General features: G+C 71.4%; 9 protein-coding genes and 2 tRNA genes. 7 read left to right on the top strand and 4 right to left on the bottom strand.

Going from position 1 to position 12,476, the window contains the following annotated elements; genetic code table 11:
• Window positions 1-28 precede the first annotated feature (28 nt).
• Both Q5425_RS30205 and Q5425_RS30200 read right to left on the bottom strand, forming a co-directional pair.
• Window positions 29-1,471, bottom strand: coding sequence for a trehalose-6-phosphate synthase (locus tag Q5425_RS30205; RefSeq protein ID WP_308675737.1), 1,443 nt, complete (start codon window positions 1,469-1,471; stop codon window positions 29-31).
• Window positions 1,472-1,553: 82 nt separating this feature from the next.
• The gene (locus Q5425_RS30200) at window positions 1,554-3,053 is read right to left on the bottom strand and encodes a threonine/serine exporter family protein (RefSeq protein ID WP_308675736.1); all 1,500 of its coding nucleotides are present in this window, start codon (window positions 3,051-3,053) and stop codon (window positions 1,554-1,556) included.
• A 179-nt stretch (window positions 3,054-3,232) separates the two neighbouring features.
• Between Q5425_RS30200 and Q5425_RS30195 the strand changes: the two genes are divergently transcribed.
• From Q5425_RS30195 to Q5425_RS30165, 7 genes are all read left to right on the top strand, one after another.
• A tRNA-Thr gene (locus tag Q5425_RS30195) sits at window positions 3,233-3,305 on the top strand.
• Window positions 3,306-3,476: 171 nt separating this feature from the next.
• Window positions 3,477-3,875, top strand: coding sequence for a hypothetical protein (locus Q5425_RS30190; protein ID WP_308675735.1), 399 nt, complete (start codon window positions 3,477-3,479; stop codon window positions 3,873-3,875).
• 384 nt (window positions 3,876-4,259) lie between these two features.
• Window positions 4,260-4,331, top strand: a tRNA-Glu gene (locus Q5425_RS30185).
• A gap of 169 nt (window positions 4,332-4,500) precedes the next feature.
• Window positions 4,501-6,603, top strand: a complete 2,103-nt coding sequence (locus Q5425_RS30180; protein WP_308675734.1) for a hypothetical protein — start codon at window positions 4,501-4,503, stop codon at window positions 6,601-6,603.
• Between the two features lie 147 nt (window positions 6,604-6,750).
• Complete coding sequence (locus Q5425_RS30175; RefSeq protein WP_308675733.1) at window positions 6,751-7,617, top strand: alpha/beta hydrolase; 867 nt, start codon at window positions 6,751-6,753, stop codon at window positions 7,615-7,617.
• 113 nt (window positions 7,618-7,730) lie between these two features.
• A complete protein-coding gene (locus tag Q5425_RS30170) occupies window positions 7,731-9,122 on the top strand; it encodes an MFS transporter (protein ID WP_308675732.1) in 1,392 nt (463 codons plus the stop codon).
• A gap of 8 nt (window positions 9,123-9,130) precedes the next feature.
• Window positions 9,131-9,763, top strand: coding sequence for a TetR/AcrR family transcriptional regulator (locus tag Q5425_RS30165; protein ID WP_308675731.1), 633 nt, complete (start codon window positions 9,131-9,133; stop codon window positions 9,761-9,763).
• 7 nt (window positions 9,764-9,770) lie between these two features.
• On the opposite strand, the gene Q5425_RS30160 is transcribed toward Q5425_RS30165, so the two are convergent.
• Both Q5425_RS30160 and Q5425_RS30155 read right to left on the bottom strand, forming a co-directional pair.
• Window positions 9,771-9,929, bottom strand: coding sequence for a hypothetical protein (locus Q5425_RS30160; protein ID WP_308675730.1), 159 nt, complete (start codon window positions 9,927-9,929; stop codon window positions 9,771-9,773).
• A gap of 153 nt (window positions 9,930-10,082) precedes the next feature.
• Window positions 10,083-12,281 carry an NB-ARC domain-containing protein gene (locus Q5425_RS30155; RefSeq protein WP_308675729.1) on the bottom strand — a complete coding sequence of 733 codons (2,199 nt, stop codon included), beginning with the start codon at window positions 12,279-12,281 and terminating at the stop codon, window positions 10,083-10,085.
• Window positions 12,282-12,476 lie beyond the last annotated feature (195 nt).

The raw sequence follows: 12,476 nt of genomic DNA, 5'->3' as shown, positions 1-12,476 counted from the left end.
TCAGGAGCTCATGCATGGTCAAAGACTGTCAGTCGACCCCCTCGGCACCCAACGCTTGCAGGAACGAGCGCGCCCAGCGGTCGACGTCATGAGTGAGGACCTGGCGACGCATGGCGCGCATCCGGCGACGGCCCTCTGCCGGGTCGAGCGTAATGGCAGCCACTAGTGCGTCCTTCACCCCGTCCAGGTCGTGGGGGTTGACGAGGAATGCGCTAGAGAGCTCCGCGGCCGCACCCGCGAACTCGGAAAGCACCAGCGCACCGCCCAGATCGTGCCGGGTGGCGACGTACTCCTTGCAGACCAGGTTCATGCCGTCGCGCAGCGGTGTCACCACCATGACATCGGCAGCGGAGAAGAAGCCGGCCAGTTCGGTGCGGTCGACCGATTGGTGCAAATAGTGCACAACCGGGTGGCCGACGCGGGAGAACTCGCCGTTGATCCGCCCGACCATCTGCTCGATCTCGCCGCGCATCCGCTGGTAGTGCTCGACGCGCTCGCGGCTCGGGGTGGCGAGCTGGACGAACGTGACGTCGTCCGGCTGGAGCCTGCCCTCGTGCAGCAGCTCGTGCAGCGCCTGCAGCCGCAGGTCGATGCCCTTGGTGTAGTCGAGCCGGTCGACGCCGAGCAGGACCGTCTTGGGGTTGCCCAGGTCGCGCCGCAGCTGGGCGGCCCGCTCCTGGACGCCCTTGGTGCGGGCCAGCGAGTCGAGCCCGGCGGCGTCGATGGAGATCGGGAAGGCGCCGACCCGCACGGTGCGGTCGCCGACCTGCATCGTGCCCGGCCGCGACCGGACGCCGACCGCGCCACGCGTCGACTCGAGGCCGATCAGCTGGCGGCACAGCCAGAGGAAGTTCTGCGCCCCGCCGGGGCGGTGGAAGCCGACCAGGTCGGCGCCGGTGAGGCCGCGGATGATCGCGGCACGCCACGGCATCTGCATGAACAGCTCGACCGGCGGGAACGGGATGTGCAGGAAGAAGCCGATGCGCAGGTCCGGTCTCAACTCGCGCAGCATCGCCGGCACCAGCTGGAGCTGGTAGTCCTGGATCCACACGGTCGCGCCCGGGGCGGCGACCTCGGCGCTGGCCAGCGCGAACCGGCGGTTCACCTTGACGTAGCTGTTCCACCACGCGCGGTCGAACACCGGGCGCTCGACGACGTCGTGGTAGAGCGGCCAGAGCGTCGCGTTGGAGAAACCTTCGTAGTAGTCGCGCACCTCGTCGGCGCTCAACGAAACCGGGTGCAGCACCAGGCCGTCGTCGTCGAATTCCTCGACGTCGACGTCGGGCACGCCCGGCCAGCCGACCCAGGCGCCCTTCCTCGACCGCAGGAACGGCTCGAGCGCCGACACCAGCCCTCCGGGACTGGCCGTCCAGCGGCGCTCGCCTTCGGCCGTGCGCTCGAGGTCCACCGGAAGCCGGTTCGCCACCACGACGAAATCGGCCTGGTTCGAGTTCTCCTTCTGGTCACTCACAGTTGCTGCTCCTCGCGTCCTGGGTCGCGGCCCCAGAGTTAAACCCTATCGCGTGCGCGATGAACAGTCCGTGACCTCTGGGTTACTCCAAGCTCCGTTCGGTCGGTTCGAGCGGACCAGCCATGCGTGGTCCGGCGAACCGCCGCTCGAGCCTGCCCAGCCCGGTGCGGACCGGTTGGGCGAGCCATTCCCCGAGTACCACGCCCGCGGCCAGCGCAAGCCCGATTGCGACGGCTGTCATGAGCGTCGAGATGTTGCCGCTCGGCTCGACCCCGATCTGGTACAGACCACGGTAGGTCGACAGGCCCGGAAGCAGCGGAGTGATCCCGGACACGGCTACGACCAGTGGAGTAACGCCGAGTCGTCGCGCGAGCACGCCACCGCAGAAACCGACCAGCGTCGCGGCGACCGCGGACGAGCTGACGCCGTCCAGCTCGGCCAGCATGAGCGAGCCGTAGACGGCGGCGCCGATGCCGCCGGCGGCCGCCGCGACCAGCATGGCGCGCACCTTGGCGTAGCTCGCGAGCGCGAAGCAGGCGGCCGCGCCGGCCCCGCCGAGCACGACGAGCGGCAGCTGCTGCGGCGTCGACCCGGTCACCTCCGGCAGCGGGGTCCGGGGCAGGCCGAGCATGACGGCGATCCGCAGGGCGAGCACGACCCCGGCGATCAGGCCCGCCGACATCAGCGCGGTCTCCATGGTGCGGCCGGCGGCGGTGACGTTGTAGCCGGTGATGGCGTCCTGCACGGCCGAGACGGTGGACAGCCCGGACAGCAGCACGGTGACCGCGGCCGCCACGACCAGCGTCGGTTTGTCCGTGGTCAGCACGTTGCCGCTGACGATGACCATGGCCGACAGCGTCGCGACCAGGCCGCCGATCACCTGCTGGAAGAAGAACGGCAGCCCGTAGCGGTTCACCACCCGGCCGACCCGGTCGATGACGCCGCTGATGACGAACGCGACGAGTGCGATGTCGAACCCGCCGCCGAGCAGGATCGTGACGAACGCGGCGACACCGCCCCAGGACAGCGTCGCGACCCAGCGCGGGTACGGGTGCGGCGCCGAGGTGATCCGCTCCAGCTCGGTCTGCGCCTGCTCGGCGCCCATGTGCCCGCGGACGATCTTGCGGACGAGCTTCTCGGTCTCGGTCAGCCGGGTGTAGTCGAGGCTCCGGCTCCGCACCACGCGCAGCGCGGTGATGGGCGTCAGGTCGGTGCCGCGGTGGCAGGTCACCGTGATCGAGGTGAAGATGACGTCGACCTCGCAGTGCGGCAGCCCGAGCGCGCCGGCGATGGCGATGATGGTCGCGGTGACGTCCGACGCGCCGGCGCCGCTGGCCATCTGGACCTCGCCGATGCGCAGGCTGAGGTCGAGGACGAAGTTGACGGTGGCCTCATCGGGCAGCTGTGGCCCCATGGCCTCTTCGGCGTCGACGGCGGGCAGCTCACCGGTGGGCGCTTCGAGCACGTGCCACGGCCGTCTCTTGAGCAGGTTGGGGCGGTGGCTCCGGGGTCGTTGAGCGGGCGGTTCGAGGAGCGGCCATCTGGTCGCCCGGCCCCCGTTGGTGCGCTCGTTGATCTTCATGATCCATCCACCTCCTCGCTCGTTCCCGATGACCATCGACGCCCACCCGCCGACCGTTGCACGGATCATCCAGTGGCGTCCACCACGTTGCTCCATAGTGGCCTGGACCTGCAGATCCTGCCTCCCGAACGGATCATGGGACGCGGCTCGGTACACTGTGTGCGGCGTCTTGGCGCCAGGCCGGTATAGCTCAGCTGGTAGAGCATCTGTCTTGTAAACAGAAGGTCAGGGGTTCGAGCCCCCTTGCCGGCTCCTCGAAGGGCCTCGGGTCTCAGCCCGGCCCCGCACGTCCGCCCCTCTCGCGATCGCCGTGCCTGTCTGGACCATCCGGGTGATCCACGCCGCCGGGGATCAACCGGGTTGGTGAGCTGCGCGTGGCACTGCCGGTATTGGCAGCGATTCGTCCTTTCAGGGGAGGAAACAATGAAGCGTTCTTTGCTGGTTGCCTTGTTCGCGGTGCTCGGTCTTGTCGGGGCCGGTTTCCCGGCGAGTGCGGCGCCCGCACTCGCGTCGTCGGCGATGGTCGGTGATCTCTGCAACGGCACCAGCGGCTGCATCACCGTGGACATCTCGTTCTCGAACCGTTCGGCCACGGCCGTGGGATCCGTCTTCGACGACCGGAATGCCGGATCGACGACCGCCGTGTTCTGGTTCTACGCGGGAGGCAGCTTCTGGAGTGAGCAGACGCGGACCGCGAACAACGAGCGGAAGTCGTTCCACTTCAGCGAGTCGGGTCCGGTCGGCGGCATCAACTACGTCGAGGTCTACCTGGTCAACAACAGTACCGGCGACTGGACCGAGGTCGCCGATTTCTACAAGTGACCGGTAAACCCTTCGGCTGACTGACGAAGTTCTCCGCGGTCGAGGCCGGGACCGGCGGGTCCTGGCCTCGATGCGGTAAATGCGTTGACCTCCCGCGCTCGCCTGTCGCAGGATGGCTCCACACCAACGAAACCCCAGGAGTGGTCATGACGCACATGTGGACGCGAGAGGCGTGGCGCACCGCCGCTGCCCCGTGTGTGCCGATGGCTTTCTTCCTGCGGTGGCACCATCTTCCCGGCTCCCCGTCATGATGTAGTGCTCGTCATGGCCAGGGAGCCGCCCGTCGGGAAACCGATCCGGGCGGCTTTTCTTCATATCGTGCTTCACGAACTTTTTTCCGGCGCTCGTCTTCGTCGCAATCAGTGCACGGACGCGGGCGCGCTCGGCGCGTTGGTCCAGTGGAATGGATTCCCGGTTTTCACCCGGGAGACCCGGGTTCGACTCCCGGACGCGCTACGTTGGCCGAAGCCGAAGGAGACGAGGCCCCGGGCTGTGACCCCGGGCGAAACCGGTGCGAGTCCGGTCGGCCAACCCACGCGTGCGGTTCGGCAACCAGCGGAGCCTCATAAGCTCCGCCGACGTGGATCGACACCACGGCGCGCGACCACCGACCTGGGGACCGACCATGCTGCAGAAGATCATCCGCCACACCCTGCGCGTCCCGCGCGCCGCCGCACCGGCCGGCGATGGATCGGCCGTCGCGCGGCAGCTGGACGTCGTCCTGCTCTCGGTGGGGTTCAAGGCCGATCGCGCGCTGCTCGAACACCTCGCCGCCCTCGAGACCGGCGCGGCGATGGACCTCGCCGTGGCCGTCGTCGACGCGGTCCGCGGCCTGGTCGGCGACCACGTGCGGCACAACGCCTACTTCAAGAAGTTCCCGCGGCGCGTGCCGGACACCGTCGAATTCTGGGTCTCGTGCCTGCGCCACACCGGCGGCGCCGAGGTCGTCGACCTGCTCACGCTGCCGGGCTACGGCCGGTACCAGCACAGCTTCGCCGACATGCTCGCCGAGCACGACGAGCTGATCGCGTCGGTCAAGGACCGGGTGACCGTCGTCCACCTGGGCGGCACGCTCGAGGAGGAAACCCACTCGCTGTACCGGTCCCTGGCCGAGTCGGTCACCCCGCTGGGGGAGGCCGGCCTGCTGCTGCTCGCCGAGCTGGCCGTCGGCTGCGGCGACGTCGAGCTCGACGCCGTGCCGGTGCGCGAGAACCGGGCCGTGGTCAACGCGGCCCGGCTGGCCGGGGGACGGCCGCTGGTCGCGGTGGACACCGTGACCGACGTGCTGCGCGCGGCGTGCCAGGCCAGCGGCGGCGACGTCACGCTGGCCGAACCGACCCGGTTCCGCAGCTTCACCCGCCGCGAGCGGCGCGTGCTGCTGGCCGCGCTCGACCGGGTCGTCGCGGACAACGCGGGCAAGCTCGGTGACGTGTCCCGCTTCGCCGAGCGCTTCAAGCGGCTGGGCAGCTACCTGCACGCCTACGAGACCGCGGCGTACCCGGGTGCTCGCGAGGTGTTCGACGTCGCCCGCGGCGACCGCAAGGTGCCGTCGGTGGCCGGCCGGGCCGAGCGCGCGTTCGCCGACGGCGACGTCTCGCGCGCGGCCGAGGTCCTGACCGCCGCGCCGGGGCTGCTCATGCGGTCGCTGGACCGGCTGCTGCGGCAGGCCGACGCGCCGGACGCCGTCCTCGCGGCCATGGGGCAGGTGCTGGGTTCGGTGTCCGGACGGGTGCTGTGCTCCGTGCGCGAGCACCTGATGAACCGGGCCTCGCCGGACGCCGCTCGCGCGTTCACCACGCGCGGCCGTCGCGCGTGGGTCACCGACGACACCCGGCCGCCGCTGCCGCGCGAGGTGATCGACCGGGCCGGTGCGCTGATCGACGCCGAACTCGCCGCCCGCCTGCCCGCCCTCGGGCGCCTGGTGGTCGACCCGGCGGTGCTCGACGTCGCGCTGCCGCTGTCGGGGAAGGCGACCGAGGACGGGTTCGCCGTGCTGCCGCGCGGTTCGCGCACCCACGTCGAAGGGGAAGTGCTACGGTTCTTCACCTACTGGCGGCAGGCGCGGGAATCCACCGACTTCGACCTGTCGGCGTTGCTGCTGGACTCCCACTTCCGGTACGCCGGGCACGTTTCGTGGACCAACTACCACGACCGCGGCGCGGTGTACTCGGGCGACCTCACCGAGGCACCGCACGGGGCGACCGAGTTCATCGACATCCCGCTGGACTCGCTCGACGCCGCGTACGTGGTGCCGCAGGTCAACGTCTTCTCCGGCGAAGGCTTCGACGACGTCGCCGAGTCGATGTTCGGCTGGATGCTCCGCGACCGGGCCCAGGCCGGCGCGCCGTTCGAGCCCCGCACCGTGCGGACCCGCTCGGACCTGCGCGGCCGCGGCCGCGTTGCGCTGCCGATGGTTTTCGGGCGCGACCGGGCCGGCACGTGGACGGCGACCTGGCTGCACCTGTACCTCGCCGGCGCGCCCCGGTTCAACCGGCTCGAGACGAACCAGGCGAGCACGAGCGTGCTGGCGCGCGGCCTGGTGGAGCGGAAGTACCTGACCGTCGGGTACCTCGTCGGGTTGCTGCGCGGCACCGAGGTGAGCGTGTGGGAGCCGGGCGCGCGGCCGGCGGAGCCGGTCACGTTCGTCGGCCTGCACCGGCCGGACGGGCTGCCGGCGGGGTCGACGGTGATCACGCTGGAGACCCTTAACCGGTTGGTCCCGGCCTGACCCACCGGATATCCTGTCGACGCGAGGCCATGAGCGGGCTTCCTTCTACTCCTTGTAACGGCTTAGCCCGCTCGCCTTCCTCGCTTCGACGGAAATTGTCGGTGCCCCGGTTTAGTCTCCGAAGAGTCCTGAACCGGGGAGGAACCCATGGCCACCACGCACACGCTGGAAACGCCCGAGGCCGACATCGTCTACGACGTCCACGGCCCGTCGCCCGCCGAGAGCCCGCGGCCACCGCTGCTCATGGTCGGGCAGCCGATGACCGCCGAGGGGTTCGGCGCGCTGGCTTCGCACTTCACCGACCGCACCGTTGTCACCTACGACCCGCGCGGGCTCGGGCGCAGCGTCCGCAAGGACGGGCGCGAGGACCACGTCCCCGCCGTCCAGGCGGAGGACCTCCACGCCGTGATCCAGGTGCTGGGGGCCGGCGCCGTCGAGGTGTTCGGGAGCAGCGGTGGCGCCGTCGCCACGCTCGCGCTGGTCACCGCCCACCCCGGGGACGTCAGCACCCTGGTCGCCCACGAGCCGCCGCTCCTCGGGTCGCTGCCGGACGCCGCCGCGGCCGAGCGGGCCGGGCAAGCGATGCGGGACGCCTACCGGGCCAAGGGCTTCGGGGCCGGGATGGCCGCGTTCTTCGCGATGACGTCGTGGCCGGGCGAGTTCACCGACGCCTACTTCGCGCTCCCGCCGGCGGACCCGGCCCAGTTCGGCCTGCCCGCCGACGACGACGGCCGCCGCGACGACCCGCTGCTGTCCGACCGCTCCCTGGCAGTGACCGCCTACCGGCTCGACGTCGAGGCGCTGACCGCGGCGCCGACGCGCATCGTCGTCGCCGTCGGCGAGGAGTCCCGCGAGGTCCTCACCGGGCGTGCCGCGGTCGGCACCGCCGCGCTGCTCGGGCAGGAGGCCACGGTGTTCCCGAGTCACCACGGCGGTTTCCTCGGCGGCGAGTTCGGCTACGCCGGGCAGCCCGAAGCCTTCGCCAAGAAGCTGCGGGAGGTCCTCGAGGGCTGATCCCCCACCTTTTCCACCGACTGCCGGACTCAATCAAACGTATGGTTGACAGAGTCGTCCGACTGGTTGACCATGGCTGGGTCACGGTCACTGTCGGGAAAAAGGGGTACGTCGTGGACAGACACGCGCTCAGGTGGTGGGCACTGGCGGTCGCGGTGCTGGCCGTGCTGGTGGACATGATCGACAACCAGATCGTCGCGGTGGCCCTGCCGACCATCCGGCGGGAGCTCGGCACCGGGGAGTCCGCGCTGCAGTGGATTTCGGCCGGCTACGCGCTGGGGTTCGCGCTCACCCTGATCACGGGCGGGCGCCTGGGCGACCGCCACGGCACGAAGAAGCTGTTCGTGGCGGGCATGCTCGTGTTCACGGCCGCCTCGCTCGCCGCCGGTCTCGCCGGGAACGTCGGCGTGCTGATCGCCGCGCGGGTCGTGCAGGGCGTCGGCTCCGGCCTGATGGTGCCGCAGGTCCTGTCGTTCGTCCACGCGGAGTTCGACGAGCGGGAGCGACCCAAGGCGATGACCTGGTGCGCGGCCGCGTTCCCGGTCGGCGGGCTCGCCGGGCCGCTGCTGGGCGGCGCGCTGACCGAGGCCGACCTGTTCGGCACCGGCTGGCGGGCGATCTTCCTGGTGAACCTGCCCATCGGGGTGCTCGCACTGGCCGGCGCCGTGGCGACCATGCCGGGCCGGCCGGGCTTCTTCCGGCACCGCATGGACCCGGTCGGCCTCGCGCTGCTGACCGCCGCGTTGTTCGCGGTGTTCTACCCGCTGGTGCAGGGGCGCGAGCTGGGCTGGCCGGCGTGGTCCGTCGTGCTGCTCGCGGCCGCCGTCCCGCTGTCCGGGGTGTTCGCGTGGCACCAGCGGCGCCAGTTCCGCCGCGGCGGCGAACCGCTGCTCCCGCCGGACCTGCTGCGCCACCTCGCCGGCAGCCAGGCGGTCCTGTTCTGCGTCAACACCGCGGTCGGCGTGTTCTTCGTGCTGACGCTGCACCTGCAGCTCGGGCTCGGCTTCTCGCCGTGGGAAGCGGCGTTGACGTTCGCGCCGTCGACGCTCGGCATCGTCGCGGGCAACGTCCTGGCCATGCGCCTCGCCCCGAAACTCGGGCGGGTGTTCACCGCGGGCGCCGTCGCGGTGCTGCTGGCCGGCTTGGCCGCGATCGGCGTTCTGGTGCTGTGGCGGGGTTCCGCGTTGAGCGGGTGGGCGTTGCCGGTGCCGGTGATCGCCGTCGGGCTGGGCATGGGCGCGGCGTTCAACGCGCTGTTCGCGGCTTCGATGGCGGACATCCGGCCGGAGCGGGCCGGTGCCGCGTCGGGCGTGGTGAACACGACCGTCCAGCTCGGCACGGCAACCGGCATCGCGCTGTCCGGCACGGTTTTCTTCACCCGCTTGGACAGCGGGTCCGCGTCCGCGACGGCGAGCGCACTCGCGGTCAGCGCCGCGGTGCTGGTGCCGGCCTTCGCGCTGTCGTGGCGTTCGGCTGACAGAGTCAAGCGGTTGGTTGACGTATAGTTCGCGGCGTGACCGCGTCGAAGCCCCGCCGTTCGCCGAAGCCCCAAGAGCGTCAACGGGATCCGGAGCGCACCCGGCGCCTGATCCTGGCGGCGGCGGGCGAGGAGTTCGCGGCGAAGGGGTACGCGGGGGCGCGGATCGCGGCGATCGCCGCGCGAGCCGGGGTGAACCAGCAGCTGATCTCGTACTACTTCGACGGCAAAGAAGGCCTGTACCGCGCGATGTCGGAGGAGTGGGGAGAGCGGCAGAACGAGCTGGCGGCCCCGGGCCTGCCGCTGTCGGAGCTGGTGCGGCGGTTCACGCTGGAGACGCTGACCGGCCGCGACGGTGTCCGGCTGCTGGCGTGGTCGGGCCTGGAGTACGAGGGCCCCGAAACCGACCCCGACCACGCGCCGCGCACGCAGCGCCTGGCGGGGACGGTGGAGCACATCTCGGCGCTGAAGGCCGAGGGCCGGTTGCCGGAGTGGGTCGACCCGGCCTGCCTGACGGTGCTGCTGATGGCCGCGGCGATGGCCCCGGTGACGCTGCCGCACGTGGTGGCCGGGCTGACCGGGGCCGACGGGGACTCGCCCGAGTTCGTCCGGCGGTACGCCGACCAGCTGGCCCGGCTGATCGAGCACCTGGGGCCGGAAGAGCGCTGACGGCCGGTCAGTGCGTGACGGGTTCCGTCGTGGACACCGCCGGGCCGGAGCCGGGCGTGCTCGCCGGCGCGGCGGGCCCGGCGAGGGTCAAACCGGCGACCAGCGCGAGCGTGACGATGAACAGGGCCGTGCGGAGGAGAGCGGAAAGGGAACAGACGACCATCATGGCAGGCTCCTCGCAATTTCCCCGGTAACGGGATTCGATTGATTTTGCGTGTTCGCGAAATTCGGTCTGCATTGATGGTGCGCCCTGGAACCGGGGGCCGACAAGGCGTTTCCCGTTGCCGGAAACGGCTGTCGCGGGGAAACCCGGCCGGCGTCACCCCGCGAACGCCGGCCGGTTCCGGTATTCGGCCTCGCCGAGCACGGCGGGGTTGAGCGTGACCCGGTACGCGGCGGCCTCCGCCCACCAGCGGGCCGCGCCCGGCCGGTCTCCGCGTCCGGCCGCCGTGTTTCCCAGGCCCGTCAACGCCCGGGCCCGCTCGTACTCGCTGCCCGCGTCGTCGGCCACCTCGGCCGCGCGGTGGTAGCGCCGCTCGGCCTCGTCCCACCGGCCGGCGCGGAAGTGCACCCAGGCCTCGCAGTTGGCCGACATCGCCCGGTCCACCGGCAGCTGGGCGAGCTCCGTCGCCTCCTGCGCGGCGGCCAGCGCCTCGGGGAACCGGTCCAGCGCCACCGAGGCGAGCGCGATGCCGCGCAACGCGATCACCACGTTCCGCGTCCGCCCGGTCCGGCGGTAGACGGCCAGCACCGTCGTCAGATCGGCCAGGGACGGCCCGGCCTCACCGCGGTACAGGCGCGCCCACGCCAGGCTGGACAGCGCGTCGATCGCGCCCCGGTCGTCGCGGGCCAGCGCGAACTGCTCCTGGGCCTGCTGGTGGAAGCGGACGGCGTCGTCGACGCGGCCCGACTCGATGTAGGCCATGCCGAGGTTGTTGAGGATCATCCCCGTCGCACTCGGGTCGCCGGCCGCTCGCGCGGCTCCGAGCGCGCACTCGTGCGTCCGGATCCACGGTTCGAACAGCTTCTCGCGGAAGAAGAACGCCCGGAGCACAAACGCGAGCTGCCAGCAACGGTCGTACAGCCGGTGCCGGGCGGCGGACTCGATGATGTCGGCGAGCGTCGGCCACTGGGCGCCCAGCCAGGCGAGCGCGCTTTCGGAGTCGGAAAAAGGCACGGCGGACGGGGCCGGCAGGCCGGTCGCCGGGCGGAACCGGTAGGGCTCGGCGAGTTCGTCGGCCGCCACCGTCAGCGCGACGAGGTGCTCGACCAGCCTGCGCACCGCGACTTCGCGGTCGTCCGGCTCGACCTGGGGAAGGGCGTGCTTCGCCGCGAAGGTGCGCATCAGGTCGTGGAGCTCGACGTACCCGCGTTCGTCGCGGACGACCAGGTGGGCGTCGTGCAGCCGGTCCACCAGCCGGTCCGCTTCGCCCGCGTCGAGGCCGGCGAGCGCCTCGACGGCGCCGGTTTCCGCGGCGGCGGCGGGGTGCAGGGCCAGCAGCCCCAGCATCCGCTGCTGGTCGCCGGGCAGCGCGTCGTAGGAGACGGTGAAGGCGGTCGCGACGCTTCGCTCGCCGTCTTCCAGCGCGCCGAGCCGGGTGGTTTCGTCGGCCAGCCGGTCGCGCAGCCTCGCCGCCGTCCAGCCGCCGGCGATGAACCGGGCGGCCACGATGCGCACCGCGAGCGGCAGCTGCCCGCAGTGCCGGACGATCTCGGTCGCCACCTCGTCGTCGTCCGGCGCGTGCTCGCCGGCGACGGACCGGAGGAGGTGCACGGCGTCGTCGAGCGGCAGTACCCCGACGGGGAAGTGCCAGGCGTCGTCGAGCGCGGGCAGCCGTCCCCGGCTGGTCACGAGGATCCGGGACGTCGTCTCGCCGTCGACGATGGCCCGGATCTGCTCGGCGGACCGGACGTTGTCGAGCACGAGGATCATCCGCCGCCCGCGCAGCTGGTCGCGGACCAGGTTGGCCAGGCCGTCTTCGTCGGCGGGGAGCTGATCGGCCGAGACGTCCAGCAGCCGCAGCAGCCGGTGCAGGGCCTCGCCCGCCGAAAGCTCGACGACGCCGGGGGTGTGGCCACGGAGGTCGAAGAAGAGGCAGCCGTCCGGGAAGGTGTCCGCGACCCGCCGGGCGGCGGCGACGGCCAGCGCCGTCTTGCCGGCCCCGGCCATGCCGTGGACCACGCCGACCCGGGCGTCGTCCGGGCCGAGGAGCAGCGCGGAAAGGGCTTCGAGTTCGGTTTCGCGGCCGACGAAGTACCGGCCGCTGTCCGGCAGCCCGACGATGCCGCCGGCGCTGCGGCGCGCGGGGAATGCCGATTCCGCGACGAGGGCGAGCAGTTCTCCGCCGGCGTCCAGTGCCTGGTCGCAGGCCTTGGCGAGGTCCCGGTTCACCCGGGCCTTGCCGTTCTCCACCTTGCTCAGGTAGCCCTTGGTGAAATGGACGGACGCCGCGAGTCCGGTCAGTGACATGCCGACAGAGAGCCGTCGACGTTTCAATTCCGCTCCAAAGTCCGGCATGGATCGATCATCCTGTATTGGGCGAACGGGGGGAAGGCTCGCCGGCGGCCCGGGCCCGCCGGCGGTGTGCGTGGTCAGCCCAGCAGGGAGACCAGCTGGCCGAGCACGATGATGAAGTGCGTGTGCATCGCGTTCACCCTTTCCGGATCGCCGTCGCCGCCGTTTCCGTGCGGCGAGTTCCTTGTTGCCGAAGGA

This window comes from Amycolatopsis sp. A133 (genome assembly GCF_031082405.1).
Taxonomy (GTDB): domain Bacteria; phylum Actinomycetota; class Actinomycetes; order Mycobacteriales; family Pseudonocardiaceae; genus Amycolatopsis.
The sequence above is the reverse complement of the archived record's forward strand: the minus strand, read 5'-3'. Positions and strand labels throughout refer to the sequence as shown.